This window comes from Microbacterium sp. NPDC055665, from assembly GCF_053618035.1.
This window is the reverse complement of sequence record NZ_JBSHGY010000001.1, coordinates 674,678-692,375: the sequence shown is the minus strand read 5'-3', so window position 1 is coordinate 692,375 and position 17,698 is coordinate 674,678. Positions and strand designations below refer to the sequence as shown.

Sequence of the window (17,698 nt, the reverse complement as noted above, 5' to 3'; positions counted from 1 at the left end):
CGGTCCCGCCTCCGCCACGCCCGTGAAAGAGGGAGTCGATGACCATTCAGCGCCCGTCCCTCGACCGTGCAGCCGAACTCCGCGATGAGCCGGACGTCATCGGCCGCCTCCGTGACGACCCGGCCACCCGGGCGATCGTCGTCCGCGAAGGACGTGTCAGAGTCGTCGATTCGGCGCTCCTGCGAGTACCCGTGGCAGCCGTGGTCGAGGCGACCTGGGCCCTCCTCGGACGCGACGCCGACGGCACCGTGCTGCTCCTCGCCGCCGCCCCGCCCGAGACCGATGCGCTCGACACCGCGCCCGACGAGGTCTGGCTCGGGCTGCGCGATCTCGGCGGCCGCATCGACGGTCAGGAATCGGAGTTGCTCACCGGTGCCATCGCGCTGGCCGGGTGGCTCCGCGATGCGCCGTTCTGTCCCACGTGCGGCGGGGGGACCGAACTGCGCAACGCCGGGTGGTCGCGGCGCTGCCTGGTGTGCGGGCGCGAGCACTTCCCGCGCACCGACCCGGCCGTCATCGTCGCTGTCGAGAGCCGTGACGGGGAACGTCTGCTGCTCGGCGCCAACGCGAACTGGGGCGGCCGCATGTACTCGTGCTTCGCCGGCTTCACCGAGGCGGGAGAGTCGCTGGAGTCGACGGTCCACCGCGAGATCGAGGAGGAGTCCGGCGTACGCCTGTCGTCGCTGCGCTACATCTCGTCGCAGGCCTGGCCGTTCCCGAGGTCGCTCATGGTGGGTTTCCGCGCGGTCGTGGACGACGAGACCGCAGCGCTCGCCGACGGCGAGGAGATCGTCGATGTGCGCTGGTTCACCCGCGCGGAGATCGGATCCGCGCTCGCCGGGGACGGTCCGGTCGGGCTTCCGGGGCACGCGTCGATCGCCCGCGCACTGATCGTCGACTGGTACGAGGAGCACGCGTGAGCGCACTCGATGCCCTCGACGAGCGGCAGCGGGCTGCAGCATCCGTCCTTCGTGGTCCCGTCGTCGTGCTGGCCGGAGCCGGTACCGGGAAGACACGTGTCATCACGCATCGCATCGCGCACGGCGTCGACACCGGTGCCTACTCGCCCTCGCGCGTCATGGCGGTCACCTTCACCGCCAAGGCGGCGGGGGAGCTGCGGGGGCGACTGCGGGCGCTCGGGGTCGATGGGGTCGCTGCTCGAACCTTCCACGCGACCGCGCTCGCGCAGCTCAACTTCTTCTGGCCGACGCTCGCCGGCTCGCCGGCACCGTCGATCATCGACAACAAGGTGCGGATGCTCGGTCAGGCCGCTGATGCGATCCGGCTCCGCCCGAGCACGGCCACCCTTCGCGACATCGCATCCGAGATCGAGTGGCGCAAGGTCTCGATGCTGTCGATCGACCAGTACGCCGCGCTCGGGCGACCGATCAGCGGTGTCGACGCCGGTCAACTGGTCGAGCTCATGCGCGGCTACGAAGCACTGAAGGACGACCGTCGGCAGCTCGACTTCGAAGACGTGCTGCTCGCATGCGCGGGCATGCTGGAGGCGGAGCCGCGGGTCGCGGCATCCGTCCACGAGCAGTACCGTCATTTCACGGTCGACGAGTTCCAAGACGTCTCGCCGCTGCAGAACAGGCTCCTGGAGCTGTGGCTCGGCGACCGGCACGACATCTGCGTCGTCGGCGACGCCAGCCAGACCATCTACTCCTTCGCCGGCGCGGAGCAGCGGTTCCTGCTCGAGTTCGAACGCCGTCACCCCGATGCCACCGTCGTACGGCTCGAGACCAACTACCGATCCCAGCCGCCGATCCTCACGGTCGCCAATGCGCTCATGCAGGGCCGTCCCGGAGCGCTGGAGCTCGTGCCGGCGCGCGAGCAGTTCACCGCCGACGCCCCCACCGTCACCGCCTACGACACCGAGGGCGAAGAGGCCGCGGGCATCGCTGCCGCCATCTCCGCTCAGATCGCGGCGGGAGCGTCGCCCTCGGAGATCGCCGTGCTCTACCGTGCCCACGCGCAGTCCGCGATGCTGCAGCAGGCGCTCGCCGCGGAGGGCATCGCGACGACGGTACTGGGCGGGACCCGCTTCTTCGCGATGCCGGAGGTGCGACAGGCGATCCTGGCCCTGCGTGCGGCGGCGGTCGCACCCACGGAGCAGGGCTTCCTTCCCGGTGTGCAGCGAGTGCTGCGCGAGCTCGGACTCACCGACGAGCCGCCCGCGGCCGGCGGGGCTCAACGCGGCGGGTGGGAGGCCCGACGCGCCATCCTGCGGCTTGCCGAGGAGGCAGGGCCTGACGCGAACCTCCGCAGCTTCAGCGACGCGCTGATGGCGCGAGCGAAGGACCAGCATGAGCCCACGATGCGCACGGTGACTCTCTCGACCCTTCATGCGGCGAAGGGCCTCGAATGGCCCCATGTGCATCTCGCCGGCTGGGCCGAGGGCTCCCTCCCGATCTCCTACGCGACGAGCTTCGAGTCGATCGATGAAGAGCGGCGTCTGGCCTACGTGGGGGTCACGCGGGCCGCGCGAACGCTCTCGCTGTCCTGGTCGCGATCGGCGGGACGGGGCGAGCGTGCTCCGTCGCGATTCCTCGCTGAGATGGGGACCACGGGCCGCGGCACCGGCATTCTTCGTGAAACGTCACCGAACGCCACACGCGGGAACCGTCCGCGCTGACACGCACGACGCGACCCGCAGCGCCGCCGTCGTCGGCGAGGAGCCCGGCGGCGAGCCGGCCGGCCTCGGCGACCTGCGCGGCGCGGATCGGGCCGGGGTCGCGCCCGATCATCTGCGTGTGCAGCAGCGGCCACGCCGGGTCGAGGGCGGTTGCATGCGCATCTCGGCACGCGAGGCAGGCGGTTTCGCCGGGGATCACCAGCGGCCCGACGGTCACTCTGCCCGGCTCGAAGGAGACGGGCAGATGCGGGGTGTCTTCGCGGAGGTGGCGTGCGAACTGCAGTGCCGCCGCCGCACCTCGCACGAGCACGACGCTCACGCCCGGTCGCCGGCCCGGATCGACGAGGGAGACGCCCTCATCGGTGAGCGCCTCGCGGATGCGGTATTCGCTGCGCCCGTCGTCGATGCCGATGCTCTCGACCCACGCCGGGCGGGGCGTGGTGGGCTCGTCGACGAGGACCGGCTCCAGGCGCGCGAGCAGATCTCTGGCCGCCTCGCGCGGTGCTCCGGCCGCGTGTGCGATCACGTCGAACGATCCCCGGCGGAAACCCGTGCGTAGGCGGCTGAGCAGGAGCTCCACCCACGCGGCATCCGCCTCGATGCGCAGTCCGTCGACGTCGCCGAGCTGCAGTGTGCGCTCGTCCCGCCACAGCAGGGGCGTACTCGGATCGAGGCGCGTGAGGATCGGCGGTGTGAGGGGCATCTCTCCGATTCTGGAGGGACGCCGGAGTCTGCGGGGTGCTCTCGAAGCATCCGTGGACAACTGCCGGCCGTGCCCCCGACGGGGGAGGAGAGGTGTGGACCTCCTCCCGCTCCGGCTGACGGCGGATCCTCAGACGGGGCGGTCGCCTTCCGGGGCGCCACCGTCGTCCGCGGTCCCACCGTCGGCTTCGGTCCCATCGTCGGCCCCGCTCCCACCGTCGGCTCTCTCGGCCGGCGTCTCTTCCGAGAAGTCGTCGCCGTCGAGCAACCGGGCGAGCGCCTCGTCGAACTCGTCCGCGACGGGCTGTTCGCCGCGCTCCACGGCCTGCAGGCGGGCGACGAGTGCGCTCGGATCGTCGATGTCCTCGGCCGTCGGCATCAGGTCGGGGTAGTCCCAGAGCGAGTCGCGGGCGCTGATGCCCACGGCATCGGTCACCGCCTGCCACATCGCAGATGCTTCGCGCATTCGCCGCGGCCGCAGCTTGAGCCCGACCAGCGCACCGAGCGCGTCCTCGGCGGGACCGCCGACCGCCCGGCGTCGACGGGCGGCCTCTGCGATCCGCGCGCCGTCGGGGAGGCGCGAGGTCGCCTGTGCGGTCACCACGTCGACCCAGCCGTCGATCGTCGCGATGAGGTTCTCGAGTCGGGTCAGGGCCTCGCGCTGCGCTTCGCTCTGCACGGGTAGGAGCGCGCCTCCCTCGATGGCCGCACGCAGCTCCTCAGGGTTCGAGGGGTCCAGCCGGCTCGCGACGTCTTCGAGCGCGTCCACGTCGACGGTCACACCGCGGGCGAAGTCCGTGATCTGCGCCATCACGTGCAGGTGCAGCCACTTCGCGTGCCGGTAGAGCCGGGCGTAAGCGAGCTCTCGGGTGGCGAGATAGAGCGCGATCTGGTCTTCCGGGATCTCGAGGCCCTCGCCGAACGCCGTGAGGTTCTGCGGGATGACGGCGGCTGTGCCTGCGGGCAGCACGGGGATCCCGACGTCGCCGCCGGAGACCACCTCGAGCGACAGGTTGCCGAGCACCTGGCCGAATTGAGCGGCGAACACCGAGCCGCCGAGGCCGCGCATGAGCTTGCCCGCGCCTTGGACGACATCGCGCATCTCCTCGGGGACCTGCGTATCGAGCGCGGAGGTGAGCGCGTCGGCGATGCTGGTCGACACCGGATCGGCGATCTCCTTCCACACCGGCAGCGTCTTCTCGACCCATTCCCCGCGGGTCATCGCGGTGGGCGTCTCGGCGAGCTCGGAGATCGTGGTGGCCTCGCCGAGCCACAGGTTCGCGAGGGCGAAGGAATCAGCGAGCGAGGTGCGGGAGCCGTCGGTGATGCCCTGGCCGTCGCGGTTGGCGATGAACAGCGCCTGCCGCAGGGCGTTCTCCCACGGGTCGCCGCCGAAGGCGCCCTGGAGCTGCGACATGATCGTCTGCATCATCGCGGGGTCGAGGGTGAAGCCGTCCATGCCTTCGAAGGCGCCTCGAAGCGCCTCGGGGTCGATGTCACCGCCGCCCTGATTCGCGAGCATCCTTCGCAGGAACTCCTGGAAGTCCTCGGGGGTGGGGTCGTTGTCTGCCATGTCGCTCGCCTCTCAGCAGGTCTGAAGCCGTGGCCTCTACGCTAGTCACAGGTTTCTGCGCGCGAACCCGATGCGGGCAGATCGGTGTACGCCGCCCGCGAACGACGGAGGAATGCAGTGGATCGAACGCGGTCTGGAAAGCTCGGACTCGGAGTCTGGGCGCTGATCGTCGCACTCGTCGCCCTGGTCGTGCTGACCTTCCTGCCTTCGCCGTATGTGATCCAGCGGCCGGGTCCGGTCTACGACACCCTCGGCACCGCGACGGACAAGGACGGCGATGAGGTTCCCCTGATCAAGGTCGAAGGCGCTGAGACCTTCGAGACCGCGGGCACGCTCGACCTCACCACCGTGCAGGTCGTCGGCAACCGCGAGCGCACCCCGAGCTGGTTCGAGCTGGCACTGGCCTGGATGGACTCGTCGCGCGCGGTCGTGCCGCTGGACTCGGTGTTCCCTGAGGGCGTCACGACCGAGCAGCGCGATGAGCGCAACGCCACGCTGATGGTCGACTCGCAGCACGAGGCGACGGCGGCCGCCCTGAACGAACTCGGCTACGACACGGGCGCAGAAGTCGTGGTCGTGGAGGCGGTCGCGGACTCACCGGCCGACGGCGCATTGGAAGCCGATGACGTGATCACGGCGATCGACGGCACGGCGGTCGAGTCGGCGACCGAGCTTCGCGCCGCTATCCAGGAGGCCGCGGGCGACCCGGTGACCCTGACGGTGCGCCGCGACGGCGAGGAGCAGACCGTCGAAGTGACGCCCGAAGAGCACACCGAGGGCGGGGTGACGACCTGGCTCATCGGCGTCACGCTCCGCACCGACTACGACTTCGAGATCGATGTGACGATCCAGCTCGACAACGTCGGCGGCCCGAGCGCCGGGATGATGTTCGCGCTCGGCATCATCGACACCCTCACCGAGGGCGAGCTCAACGGAGGGGAGAACGTGGCCGGCACCGGCACGATCGACGCCGCCGGCACGGTCGGGCCGATCGGCGGGATACGACAGAAGCTGTACGGCGCGCGTGACGCCGGAGCCGAGTACTTCCTCGCCCCGGAGGCCAACTGCGACGAGGTCGTCGGGCATGTCCCCGACGGGCTGCAGGTGATCCGCACGGGAACGCTCGACGAGTCGCTCGACGCGCTCGAAGTCATCGCCGACGACGGCGACGTCGCCTCGCTGCCCACCTGCGAATCCGCCGCCCGCTGATCCGCGGAGCGGCCGTGACCTCGCCGTGATCGGGATGACAGCCTGCGCACAGTGAGCGATGCCTAGGATGGAAGGGTGACCTCACCCTCAGCTCCGAATCCGGCCACGCCTCGAACGTCCCGACGTATTCTCGGCATCTCCCTGGTGATCATCGCCGCCCTGATCGCGGTGTTCTTCGTGTTCGCCTCCCTGTACACCGAATTCCTCTGGTTCGACCAGGTGGGCTTCACCGGCGTTCTCACGACGCAGTGGATCGCCACGGCGGTGATGTTCGTCGTCGGTTTCCTCGGGATGGCCGTCCCGCTGTTCGTCGCCATCCAGCTCGCGTACCGGCTGCGCCCGGTATACGTGCGGCTCAGCTCGCAGCTGGATCGGTACCAGGAGGTCATCGAGCCCCTGCGCCGCCTCGCGATGTGGGGAATGCCGATCTTCTTCGGCCTGTTCGCCGGATTCGCCGCCGCGGGGCAGTGGAAGACCGTGTGGCTCTGGGCCAACGGCGTCGCCACCTCGAGTGTCGACCCGCAGTTCGGCATCGACACCGGCTTCTACATGTTCGCGATGCCGTTCTACTCGATCCTGCTCGCGTTCGTGTCGGCCGTCCTCCTGCTGGCGCTGCTGGTCACGGCCCTCGTGTCGTACCTCTACGGCTCGGTACGCATCGGCCAGGGTGAGCTCCGCATCTCCAAGCCCGCGCGCATCCAGCTCGCGGTCATCGCGGGTCTGTACCTGCTCGTGCAGGCGGCCAGCCTGTGGCTCGACCAGTACAAGACCCTCGTCGAGCCCGACGACCGCATCACCGGTGCCGCGTACACGGGTGTGAACGCGACGATCCCGGGTCTCGCGATCCTCGCGATCATCGCCGCCGTCGTGGCGATCCTCTTCTTCGTCACCGCGGTCATCGGTCGCTGGCGCTTCCCGCTCGCAGCCACGGCGCTGCTGATCGTCGCCGCACTGGTCGTGGGCGTCGGCTACCCCTGGGTGGTCACCACCTTCCAGGTGAAGCCCAACCAGAACGCCTACCAGGCCGAGTACTACCAGCGGAACATCGACGGCACGAAGGAGGCGTACGGGGTCGCGAACCTCGAGACGACGCCGTTCGCCGCGAAGACCGATGCCGAGGCCGGCCAGCTGCGCGCCGACGCGGAGACCACGGCGTCCACTCGCATCATGGACCCGAAGGTCATCCCGCCGACGGTCCGCCAGCTCGAGCAGTACCGCGGGTACTACCAGTTCCAGAAGACGATGGACGTCGACCGGTACGAGATCGACGGGAAGATGCAGGACACCGTGGTGTCCGTGCGCGACCTCGACATGTCGGGCCTCGGCGACGGAGACAACTGGAACAACCGCGTCGCGGTCTACACCCACGGCTACGGCCTCGTGGCCGCCGCGGGCAACCAGCGCACCACCGACGGCGAGCCCGTGTTCCTCGAGCGCGGCATCCCCACTTCCGGGTTCCTCTCCGACCGCGAGAACTTCGAGCCGCGGGTCTACTTCGGTGAGAACTCGCCCGAGTACTCGATCGTGGGTGCTCCCGGGGGCGCCGAGCCGGCGGAGATCGACTACCCGCGTGGCAAGGACGGCTCGAGCGAGACGAAGACCACGTTCGAGGGCAGCGGCGGTCCGAAGATCGGCGACACGTTCACGAAGCTGCTCTACGCGCTGAAGTTCCAGTCGGAGCAGATCCTGTTCTCCAACCTGGTGAACGAGGACTCGCAGATCCTGTACGACCGCGATCCCAAGACGCGCGTGCAGAAGGTCGCTCCGTACCTCGAGCTCGACAGCGACCCGTACCCGAGCGTGGTGGACGGTCGGATCGTGTGGATCGTCGACGGTTACACGACCAGCTCGACCTACCCGTACTCGACGAGCGTCAGCCTGTCCGACGCGATCGCGGATTCCAACGTCCCGTCGCCGACAATCGCCATCGATGACATCAACTACATCCGCAACTCGGTCAAGGCCACGGTCGACGCCTACGACGGTTCCGTGACGCTGTACGCGTGGGACGACGAAGACCCGGTGCTCAAGACCTGGCAGAAGATCTACCCGTCGACCCTGAAGCCGATCAGCGACATGTCGGGCGAGCTCATGAGCCACGTGCGCTACCCGACCGACCTGTTCAAGGTGCAGCGCGATGTGCTCGGCGTCTACCACGTCGACAAGGCAGGCTCCTTCGCTCAGCAGGACAACCGCTGGCAGACGCCGAACGACCCGCGCAGTGAGTCGATGCTGCAGCCGCCGTACTACCTGACCATGCAGATGCCCGGCCAGGATTCGCCACGGTTCTCGATGTTCTCGACGTTCATCCCGAACTCGCAGGGTGCAGGCGGAAGCCGTGACGTGCTGATGGGCTACCTCGCGGTGGATTCGGATGCCGGCTCAGAGAAGGGCAAGAAGGCAGAGGGCTACGGCCAGCTGCGCATGCTCGAGATCGACACCGATACGACGGTGCCCGGACCCGGCCAGGTGCAGAACACCTACAACTCGGATACGGCTGTCGTGCCGCAGCTCAACCTGCTGCAGCAGGGTGAGTCCGAGGTGATCTACGGCAACCTGCTGACGCTGCCCGTCGGTGGCGGTCTGCTGTACGTGCAGCCCGTGTACGTGCAGTCGTCCGAGGGCACGCAGCTGCCGCGTCTGCAGAAGGTACTGGTCGCCTTCGGTGACCGTGTCGCGTTCGAGAACACTCTTACCGAGGCGTTGGACACCCTCTTCGGAGGCGACTCCGGTGCGACCGGTGGTGACGACGAGGTCGAACCCACCGAACCCGGAACTGAGGATCCGGAGACCGGAGAGACGCCGACAGAGCCCACGCAGCCGACGAACGCCGAGGCCGAGGCCCTGGCCTCCGCGCAGGAGGCCCTGATCGACCGTGAAGCGGCACTGAAGGCCGGTGACCTCGCCAAGTTCGCCGAGGCCGACGAACGACTCACCGCGGCCGTCGAGAGGCTACTGCAGTTGGAGTCCGCAGCGGGGGAGTGACCACCCCTTCGCTACGGTGAACAGAATGGGCGCCCCCTCGGGGGCGCCCATTCTGCTCGCGCTCGATCTGTCCCGTTCCTTCGTCGGATACGTCCGGGCCGAGCGGGACGCCTCTCACGTGGAGATCCCCTGGAGCGGGCTCACGCGGCCGGGTCGCCAGTCCTCTGCTCGCAGACGGTACAGCACGCTCCGGCCCAACGGGTGGCCGAGGGGAATCGAGGGGTGGTCGAAGTCGCCGTGGAGATCGCGGGTCATACCGATGCGACGCATGACGGCCTGAGACCGTTCGTTGGGTACCGCTGTGAACGAGACGACTTCGTCCAGGCCGAGTTCGCTGAAGGCGACCTCAAGAGCGGCTCGCGCGGCTTCGGACGCGTATCCACGCCCCCAGGCCCATCGGGCCAGGCGCCAACCGATCTCCACGCAGGGGGTGAAGGCTGCGTCCCAAGAGGGGACGCCGAGGCCGGTGAATCCAGCGAAGCGACCGCGATCCTCACCGTCCGCGACCTCAAGGGCCCACAGGCCCCAGCCCCGCTCCGCGAGCTGGGCGTCGGCGCGGGCCGCCAGGGCGTCACTGTCGGTCCGGGCGAGCACTCCGGGGAAGAACTCCATGACCTCGCCATCGCCGTTCATCTCGGCGAATGGGTGGCGGTCCGATGCCCGCCAGCGGCGCATCAGCAGGCGTTCGGTCAGTATCTGGTCCGGCACCCAAACATTATCTTGCCTGCCTGCCCTTCGCGCTACATCGGGATCGGCGCCGTCGCGGCGCTCTCCTCCGACGGGTCAGCCACCGGCGAGACCCCTTTCTCGCCAAAGGCATGATTTGTCTCTGGCAAAGCGAAAGGCCCTCTGACCTGGATTTCTCCGAGTCAGAGGGCCTTTCATTTGTTGCGGGGACAGGATTTGAACCTGCGACCTCCGGGTTATGAGCCCGGCGAGCTACCGAACTGCTCCACCCCGCGGCACAAGAAGTAACCTATCACGGATCCCAGGGTCGAGCCAATCGGGGCCGCCCTGCGCGACGCCCCGGGCGTGTCGATGCGCGAGGATGGGGATATGCCTGAAACCCCTGCCATCGCCGTCGCCGTGTGCCAGTTCGCGCCGACGGCGTCCCGTGCCGACAACCTCGCGCAGATCGCGGAGCTGACCGCCGATGCCGCCGCGCGGGGCGCGAAGCTGATCGTCTTCCCCGAGTACTCGAGCTACTTCGTCGACCCGATGGACGACACCCTGGCCGCGAACGCAGAAGACCTCGACGGCGACTTCGTCGAAGCTCTGACCGCGCTGGCCGCCGACCGTGCGGTGGTGATCGTCGCCGGCCTCGTCGAGCGCGCCTCCGACGGGCATCGCGTGCGGAACACGGTGGTGGCGGTGCGGGGCGACGGCATCCTCGCCGTCTATCGCAAACAGCATCTCTACGACGCATTCGGGCAGACCGAGTCCGACTGGATCGAGCCCGGAGAAGTGGGGGAGGCGTCGACGTTCGAGCTCGGGGGGCTCCGGTTCGGGCTCATGACCTGCTACGACCTGAGGTTCCCCGAGGTCGCCCGCTCGCTCGTCGATGCGCACGCCGACGCCCTCGTCGTCCCCGCCGAATGGGTGAGGGGTCCGCTCAAGGAGCACCACTGGACGACGCTGCTCGCCGCGCGTGCGATCGAGAACACCGTTTACGTGGTCGCGGCCGATCACCCCACGCCGATCGGCGTCGGCCACTCGCAGATCGTCGATCCGCAGGGTGTGGTCCTTGCAGGGGTCGGGACAGCCCCCGGCATGGCGGTCGCGGTCGTGGAGGCCGCGGCGATCGAGCGGGTGCGACGGAGCAACCCCTCGCTGCGTGCGCGCAGATACGCGGTCGTACCGCGCTGAGGACGGGATCCGGTGCGGGCCGAGCCGGTCAGGCGGGGAACCGCGCCAGGCGCGATGCCGCCTCTTCGAGCACATCGACGCGCTTGCACGCGGCGAAGCGCACCAGGCCCGAGTACTCGTTCCGACGGGCCTCGGAAACGAACGCGCTCAGGGGGATCGCCACGACCCCGGCGCGTTCCGGCAGCTCGCGGCAGAACGCGGCGGCATCCGTGCCTCCGAGCGCGGTCGCATCCGCGACCGTGAAGTAGCCACCCTGCGGGGCGAACACCGTGAACCCGGCCGTGCGCAGTCCGTCGCCGAGGATCTCGTGCTTGTGCGCGAGCGTCGCCGCGGCATCGGTGAAGTACGAATCGGGCAGCCGCAGGCCGACGGCGACAGCGGGTTGGAAGGCGGAACCGTTCACGTAGGTGAGGTACTGCTTCACGGTGAGGACAGCCGTGATGAGGGCGGCTGGTCCGTGCACCCAGCCGATCTTCCATCCCGTCGCGGAGAAGGTCTTGCCCGCCGAGGAGATCGTGAGCGTGCGCTCGGCTGCTCCGGGGAGCGCGGCGATCGGCGTATGGGGAGCATGGAAGGCGAGGTGCTCGTACACCTCGTCGGTGACGATGACGGCATCGTGTCGTGCGGCCAGCCGGACGACCTCCTCGAGCACGTCGCGTCCGAAGACCGCGCCGGTCGGATTGTGCGGATCGTTGACCAGGATGATGCGGGTGCGGTCGGTCACGCTCGCTGCGAGCTGATCGAGGTCGGGCTGGAAGTCGGGAGCGCGAAGGGGGACCGTGCGCAGTCGGGCGCCCGCCAGTGCCACCGCCGCGGCGTACGAGTCGTAGTACGGCTCGAAGACGACCACTTCGTCGTCGGGGCCGTCGATCAGCGCGAGCAGTGTCGCCGTCAGAGCCTCGGTGGCGCCGGCCGTCACGATCACTTCGCTGGCCGGGTCCACCTCGAGGCCGTAGAAGCGCCGCTGGTGCTCGCTGATGGCGTCGAGCAGGTCCGGGATGCCGCGCCCCGGCGGATACTGATTGGCGCCGTGCGCGATCGCGCTGCGGGCGGCCTCGAGCACCTCCGACGGTCCGTCCTCGTCGGGGAAGCCCTGTCCGAGATTGATCGCCCCGGTGCGGGCTGCTGCTGCGGACATCTCTGCGAAGATGGTGGGCGCGACGGTTCCGTCTGCGGCGAGCAGGCCTGCACCGGCCGCCGTGCGCCGCCATGCGCCGGGAATGACACTCATGAAGAACAGGCTAAGGCCATAGCGGAAACTCATCTTCGACATAAGGAACACACAGACACAGGCGTCATTCTGAAGTGGTCGTTGAAGGAGCACACCATGAACGAGAACGAACCCCAGGACCACTCGGCATCCGCGTCGAACGACGCCGTGCCGTCCACCGAGGCCGCAGAGGTCGCCGCTCAGCCGGCGACGGCTGCCGCCGCTGACAAGACCGAGTCGGCATCCGCCGGGCCAGTCGCGCCCGCCGCGCCGACGTCCGCTGCGCCGGTGCAGGGCCATGAGGTGCCGTCGACGTTCACGTCGCACGTGCCGCCCGCACCGCAGGTCGCGCCGGTGCCGCATGCATTCGCCGCGCCGGCCGTCGGCACCGCTTCGGGCGCCGCTTTCGGCATCCCGTCGGCGGCGCCGCACGCACAGCCGACCCAGCCGCTCGGCTCTGAGCCGCTCGCGGGTGCCGGCGTCAAGGCCAAGGAGCAGAAGACACGAGGCGGCACGAAGTTCGCGGCCCTCATCGTCGCGGCCGCGCTCGTCGGCGGCGTCGCCGGATTCGGCGGCGGTGCGCTGTTGAACGGACTCCAGGACACCCCGTCATCCGGTACGGCGACCGGGCCGCAGACCGTGACGGTCAACAACCCCGGCTCGGTCAACGAGACCACCGCGGTCGCGACCTCCGCCCTGCCGTCCGTCGTCACGATCGAGGTCGCCGGCTCGCAGGAGGCCGGCAGCGGCTCCGGCGTGATCATCAGCGACGACGGCTACGTGCTCACCAACACGCACGTGGTGACCCTCGGCGGCGCCGCGGCCGATCCCACCATCCGCGTGACGGCGTCCGACGGAAAGATCTACGAGGCCACAATCGTCGGCACCGATCCGATCTACGATCTCGCCGTGATCAAGCTGAAGGACGCGGAAGGGCTCACGCCCATCGACTTCGCCGACTCGTCGAAGCTCAACGTCGGGGACACGACCGTTGCGCTCGGCGCCCCGCTGGGCCTGGCGAACTCGGTGACCACCGGCATCGTGAGCGCGCTCAACCGGAGCATCCAGATCGCCTCCTCCGCGCTGCCGGATTCCTCCAGCGAAGACGCTCCGCAGGAGCAGTCTCCCGAGGAGGGTCAGGGCCAGGGGCCGTTCCAGTTCGACATCCCCGGCAGCGGCCAGCAGCAGACCTCGGAATCGATCTCCATCGCCGTCATCCAGACGGATGCCGCGATCAACCACGGCAACTCGGGCGGCGCCCTCGTGAACAGCAAGGGCGAGTTGATCGGCATCAACGTGGCGATCGCGAGCTCGGGCAACTCCGAGGAGTCCGGATCGATCGGAATCGGCTTCGCCATTCCCTCGAACATCGCCAAGCGCGTCTCCGAGGAGATCATCGCCGACGGCGCGGCCACGCACGGTCTGCTGAACGCCTCCGTCCAGGATGCATCGAGCATCGAGGGCGCGACCGTCGCCGGCGCCTACATCGCCAAGGCCAACGAGGGCGGGGCTGCTGCCGCCGCAGGTATCGAGAAGGGCGACATCGTCACCTCCTTCAACGGAGTGCCGATCACCAGCGCCACCGACCTCACCGCGCAGGTGCGCGCGGCGGCGGCCGGTAGCGAGGCCAAGGTCACATACGTCCGCAACGGCAAGGACTACGACGTCGAGGTGACGCTCGGCGAACTGGCCGGCTGACCCCGCGCGTCACAGAGAAGGACGCCACCCCGCGATAGGCTCGCGGGGTGGCGTCCTTCTCTTTCGGCACCGGCAACGCGGCCAAACTGCTCCGGATCCCGCTGTATGCCGTCGGACGCATCGGTACGCTCCTCGTCCCGCGAGGGCGACGCTGGGTGTTCGGCTGCGGTGCGGGGATCGGCGACGGGGCGCTCGCGTTGCGACAGCATGCCGCGGCTGCAGGACACGACACGCTCTGGCTCACGTCCTCCGCACGGGAGGACCGAGAGGCCGCCGCCCGCGGCATCCGATTCGTGCGCAAGAGCGGTCTGCGCGGCTGGTGGGCGACCGCCAGAGCCGGCGCCCTGGTGGTCACTCACGGCCTGGGCGACGTCAACCGCTACGCGAACGGCGGCGCATTCGTCGTCCAGCTCTGGCACGGCATCCCGCTCAAGCGGATCGGACTGGACTCGCCGGCGACGACCGAGGTGCCGAACGTCCCCGGTGCACCGCTGCTGCGTCGTGCGATCGCGGTGCTCTACCGCTCCGCCGCGCAGCGGATCCGGGTGCTGCCCGCCGCCTCCCATCGCGCGCGGGGAAGGCTGGAGTCTGCGTTCGGTCTCGGCGACGAGCGGGTCGTGGTGACCGGCGAGCCGCGCGTCGATGTCCTCTCCGCAGGTTCGCAGGGAGAGCGTCGCAGTGCTGCGTCGGAGCTTCTCCGGGAGGCCGTGGGTGACCTCCCGGAGTCAGCACGCACGATCCTTTACGCCCCGACCTGGCGGGACGGGGCTCCCGACCCCGCGGTTCCGACTGCGACGGAGTGGATCCAGATCATCCGCCTCCTCGAAGCACAGGATGCGGTCCTCCTGGTGCGCTCGCACCCGCTGGGGGAAGGCGGCTACGCGCCTCCGCTGCCGAGCAGGCGGGTCCGCGCGCTGGGCTCGTCCGTCATCGCCGACGTCACCCCGGTGCTCGCGGCGGTGGACGTGCTCATCACCGACTACTCCTCCCTTGCATACGATGTCGGGCTCCTGTCGATGCCGGTGCTCTTCCTGGCACCGGATGCGCAGCAGTACGCGCGCACTCGCGGCTTCTACGGCCGGTACGACGAGGTCGCGGGCCCCGATGCGGCCGCTGATTGGGCAGGGCTGCTCGTGCAGCTGGAGCATCTGCTCTCCGACCGCCGCGTGTACGACGCGGCGTCCGAGCGGTCCGCTACGCTCAGCGCGGGGATGCACGCGTATCGGGACGGACGCAACACCGAACGCGTCTATGACGTGATCCGCGCACGGGGGATTCCCGCGCCGAAGGGAGCAGCATGACAACGGCCCGAATCGACGACGCGGCAGAGGCGCTGGTCGTCGCAGGGACCGGAGCGCGACCGGCGGATGCTGCGCTGGTCGGACCGCGCGCACGGGTCGAGGGCCGCATCAGCGGCGGTGGCAAGACGTGGAAGGCCACCTTCCCGCTGCAGGCGTCGCGCTGGGGTGGTCCGTCGCTTCCGCTGCCGACCGGAACGTACGAGCTGCGGATCCCGGATGCCGACCTGCAGGAGGCGAGGATCGATCCTGTCGTCCTGACCGGTGTGCGCATCGCCGTCGACGGCGCCACCGTCCGCATCGCCGCGCCGATCGAGCCGGTGTACGAGACGGCGGAGGGGAGGTCGACGCTCGAGGAGCGCTACGTCGCTCAGAGCGGTGGCACCGAGAACGCGGTCTTCTTCGAGAGCTTCTACGGCCGCACGGTCGGCTGCAATCCTCGTGCGATCGACCGTGAGCTGGCGGCGCGTGCTCCGCAGGTGCGTCGCTATTGGAGCGTCGTCGACCTCTCGGTCGAGGTTCCCGAAGGCGCGATCGCCGTCGTCGAGGGGAGTCCCCAGTGGTGGCACGCACGAGGAGCATCGCGTCTGCTCGTCGTGAACGACTGGCTACGGCGTCGGTTCGCCCGCAAGCCGGGGCAGAAAGTGCTGCAGACGTGGCACGGCACCCCGTTGAAGAGGCTCGCGCTGCACCGTCCCGGTTTCGATCCGCGTCGCATGGCCGCCGTGGTGAAGGAATCCCGCCGTTGGGACGTGCTCCTGGCGCAGAACACCTACTCCGAGCGCATCCTGCGGAAGGCCTACGCCTTCTTCGGGCGGCCGATCTGGGTGGAGGGCTACCCCCGGAATGACACGCTGATCACCGGAGACGCGGCCGCGATCCGTCGCTCTCTGGGCATCGGGGAAGAGGAGCGGGTGCTCCTGTACGCCCCGACGTGGCGCGACGACCGCGCGGAGATGGTCGACTTCGTCGACCCCGAGCTGTTGGCGCGTCAGGCCAACGCCGTGGTGCTCGTGCGCGGTCACTCCCGCACGCTGGAGCAGGGTCGCGACCGCGACGGCGCGCGTGTCATCGATGTGACGGGGTATCCGGAGACCGCGCGGCTGCTGCTCGCCGCCGACGCGCTGATCACGGACTACTCCTCCGTCATGTTCGATTTCAGCGTCACGGGCAAGCCGATGTACTTCCTGGTGCCCGACCTCGACCACTACCGCGGCCAGTTGCGCGGCTTCTACTTCGATCTCGCCGAACGCGCCCCGGGGCCCCTGGTGCGCACGCAGGAGGAGCTCGCCGCCGCCCTCGACGACCGGGGCCACGAGGCTGCCTACGCCGAGCGCTATGAGGCATGGCGCCGGCAGTTCAACTCCCGAGAAGACGGCCATGCTGCTCAGCGCGTGGTCGACCGCATCCTCGATCTCGGCTTCGTCACGCTCTGACGTCGCTGCCCGCGCCGCCGGATCGGTTCAGGGGAGCGGGGTGTTGCGGGTGCCGAGGCGAGACGCGTCGACGGTGTCGCGAGCCCCTCGGAGGACACCGCCGATGAACCCGATACCCCAGGAGAGGTGCATCGTCGGCAGGACGAGCATGGTCCACAGCCGTTGGCGCACACCGCCGCCTCCCGGTGCCAGAGCGACTCCCAGGACCAGGAGCACATACAGCGCGAGGGGTCCGTACAGGATGATCGAGACGATCAGTGAGACTGCGCCGCCGAGCACTCCGGTGAGTTGGAGGATCCCCACCACGAGGGCGAGCAGGACCAGGACCACGAGCGCAGGCGGTGCGAAGTAGCGGATGCCGTTGCGGCGACCGAATCGCCGGACGAGCTCACCGCGCCAGGCGCCGGTCGCGCGGAACTGACGCGCCAGCCGAATCCAGCTCTCGCGGGGCCAGTAGGTCACGGCGAGTTCGGGGTCGAACCAGACGCGGTGCCCCGCCTGGCGGATGCGCAGGTTGAGCTCCCAGTCCTCGCCTCGCCGGATCGACTCGTCGAAATGTCCGACCTCGTCCAGCACTGCGCGGCGCATCACGCCCAGATAGGCGGACTCGGCCTCACCCTCCTGGGAGCTTCCGTGATAGGCGCCACCGCCCAGGCCGACCGGCGAGTTGTACAGGCGGGCGACGGCCTTCTGGAACGGCGTGCGCCCCTCGGCATGCATGACGCCGCCGACGTTGGCCGAATCGGTGCGCTCGAGCGTTCGGAGCGCCCGGGCGGCATAACCGGGGGAGAGCTCCGAGTGCGCGTCGACGCGCACGATCGTCGAGTAGCGGCTCGCGCGGATCGCCGCATTGAGCCCGACGGGGATGTGCGCTGCAGGGTTGTCGACCAGTCGGATGCGCTCGTCGTTCTCCGCCAGCCGCCGAGCGAGCTCCGTCGTGCCGTCGTTGGACGGCCCCAGTGCGAGGACGAGCTCGGTGGGGACATCGACGTCCTGAGCGAGGACGGATTCGACCGCGTGCTCGAGGTACGCCCGCTCGTTGAGCACCGGCATCACGAAGGACACCCCGGATGGGGGAGCGGC

The 17,698-nt window shown here is 69.3% G+C and carries 12 protein-coding genes and 1 tRNA gene; 8 read left to right on the top strand and 5 right to left on the bottom strand.

The genetic code is table 11. The annotated features are described in order from the left end of the window. Window positions 1–38: 38 nt before the first annotated feature. The gene (gene nudC / locus ACWGO6_RS03310; protein ID WP_452325837.1) at window positions 39–920 is read left to right on the top strand and encodes an NAD(+) diphosphatase; all 882 of its coding nucleotides are present in this window, start codon (window positions 39–41) and stop codon (window positions 918–920) included. Then, window positions 917–2,638: an ATP-dependent helicase gene (locus tag ACWGO6_RS03305; RefSeq protein WP_376104591.1), complete on the top strand. Its 1,722-nt coding sequence runs from the start codon at window positions 917–919 to the stop codon at window positions 2,636–2,638. Before nudC ends, ACWGO6_RS03305 begins: the two co-directional genes overlap by 4 nt. Before the next feature lie 832 nt (window positions 2,639–3,470). Here ACWGO6_RS03305 and ACWGO6_RS03300 read toward each other — a convergent pair. Further along, a complete protein-coding gene (locus ACWGO6_RS03300; RefSeq protein ID WP_452325836.1) occupies window positions 3,471–4,913 on the bottom strand; it encodes a zinc-dependent metalloprotease in 1,443 nt (480 codons plus the stop codon). Between the two features lie 117 nt (window positions 4,914–5,030). Here ACWGO6_RS03300 and ACWGO6_RS03295 point away from each other — a divergent pair, with 117 nt between their 5' ends. Both ACWGO6_RS03295 and ACWGO6_RS03290 read left to right on the top strand, forming a co-directional pair. Continuing rightward, the gene (locus ACWGO6_RS03295; protein WP_136043597.1) at window positions 5,031–6,122 is read left to right on the top strand and encodes a YlbL family protein; all 1,092 of its coding nucleotides are present in this window, start codon (window positions 5,031–5,033) and stop codon (window positions 6,120–6,122) included. 75 nt (window positions 6,123–6,197) lie between these two features. Beyond that, window positions 6,198–9,107, top strand: a complete 2,910-nt coding sequence (locus ACWGO6_RS03290) for a UPF0182 family membrane protein (RefSeq protein ID WP_452325835.1) — start codon at window positions 6,198–6,200, stop codon at window positions 9,105–9,107. Window positions 9,108–9,221: 114 nt separating this feature from the next. Here the strand turns inward: ACWGO6_RS03290 and ACWGO6_RS03285 are convergent, their stop codons facing one another. Next, on the bottom strand, window positions 9,222–9,815 hold the full coding sequence (locus tag ACWGO6_RS03285; protein ID WP_452325834.1) for a GNAT family N-acetyltransferase: 594 nt from the start codon (window positions 9,813–9,815) through the stop codon (window positions 9,222–9,224). 180 nt (window positions 9,816–9,995) lie between these two features. Then, a tRNA-Met gene (locus tag ACWGO6_RS03280) sits at window positions 9,996–10,069 on the bottom strand. Window positions 10,070–10,163: 94 nt separating this feature from the next. Here ACWGO6_RS03280 and ACWGO6_RS03275 point away from each other — a divergent pair. After that, window positions 10,164–10,973 (top strand): carbon-nitrogen hydrolase family protein, encoded by an 810-nt coding sequence (locus tag ACWGO6_RS03275; protein WP_452325833.1) that lies wholly within the window; start codon window positions 10,164–10,166, stop codon window positions 10,971–10,973. Between the two features lie 28 nt (window positions 10,974–11,001). On the opposite strand, the gene ACWGO6_RS03270 is transcribed toward ACWGO6_RS03275, so the two are convergent. Then, on the bottom strand, window positions 11,002–12,204 hold the full coding sequence (locus tag ACWGO6_RS03270; protein WP_452325832.1) for an aminotransferase class I/II-fold pyridoxal phosphate-dependent enzyme: 1,203 nt from the start codon (window positions 12,202–12,204) through the stop codon (window positions 11,002–11,004). Window positions 12,205–12,300: 96 nt separating this feature from the next. On the opposite strand from ACWGO6_RS03270, the gene ACWGO6_RS03265 reads away from it, so the two are divergent. Genes ACWGO6_RS03265 through ACWGO6_RS03255 form a run of 3 tightly spaced genes read left to right on the top strand, consistent with a single transcriptional unit; the run spans window position 12,301 to window position 16,615 of the window. Continuing rightward, complete coding sequence (locus tag ACWGO6_RS03265) at window positions 12,301–13,881, top strand: S1C family serine protease (RefSeq protein ID WP_452325831.1); 1,581 nt, start codon at window positions 12,301–12,303, stop codon at window positions 13,879–13,881. A gap of 47 nt (window positions 13,882–13,928) precedes the next feature. Then, window positions 13,929–15,182 carry a CDP-glycerol glycerophosphotransferase family protein gene (locus tag ACWGO6_RS03260; RefSeq protein WP_452325830.1) on the top strand — a complete coding sequence of 418 codons (1,254 nt, stop codon included), beginning with the start codon at window positions 13,929–13,931 and terminating at the stop codon, window positions 15,180–15,182. Beyond that, complete coding sequence (locus tag ACWGO6_RS03255) at window positions 15,179–16,615, top strand: CDP-glycerol glycerophosphotransferase family protein (RefSeq protein ID WP_452325829.1); 1,437 nt, start codon at window positions 15,179–15,181, stop codon at window positions 16,613–16,615. Before ACWGO6_RS03260 ends, ACWGO6_RS03255 begins: the two co-directional genes overlap by 4 nt. 27 nt (window positions 16,616–16,642) lie before the next feature. Here ACWGO6_RS03255 and ACWGO6_RS03250 read toward each other — a convergent pair whose 3' ends face one another. After that, the gene (locus tag ACWGO6_RS03250) at window positions 16,643–17,668 is read right to left on the bottom strand and encodes a glycosyltransferase family 2 protein (protein WP_452326104.1); all 1,026 of its coding nucleotides are present in this window, start codon (window positions 17,666–17,668) and stop codon (window positions 16,643–16,645) included. Window positions 17,669–17,698 lie beyond the last annotated feature (30 nt).

Excerpts from the sequence above, each read along its gene's own strand:
- nudC (WP_452325837.1), top strand. The coding sequence starts at position 39 with ATGACCATTCAGCGCCCGTCCCTCGACCGTGCAGCCGAACTCCGCGAT.
- ACWGO6_RS03300 (WP_452325836.1), bottom strand. The coding sequence starts at position 4,913 with ATGGCAGACAACGACCCCACCCCCGAGGACTTCCAGGAGTTCCTGCGA.
- ACWGO6_RS03275 (WP_452325833.1), top strand. The coding sequence starts at position 10,164 with ATGCCTGAAACCCCTGCCATCGCCGTCGCCGTGTGCCAGTTCGCGCCG.
- ACWGO6_RS03270 (WP_452325832.1), bottom strand. The coding sequence starts at position 12,204 with ATGAGTGTCATTCCCGGCGCATGGCGGCGCACGGCGGCCGGTGCAGGC.
- ACWGO6_RS03265 (WP_452325831.1), top strand. The coding sequence starts at position 12,301 with ATGAACGAGAACGAACCCCAGGACCACTCGGCATCCGCGTCGAACGAC.
- ACWGO6_RS03255 (WP_452325829.1), top strand. The coding sequence starts at position 15,179 with ATGACAACGGCCCGAATCGACGACGCGGCAGAGGCGCTGGTCGTCGCA.
- ACWGO6_RS03250 (WP_452326104.1), bottom strand. The coding sequence starts at position 17,668 with ATGCCGGTGCTCAACGAGCGGGCGTACCTCGAGCACGCGGTCGAATCC.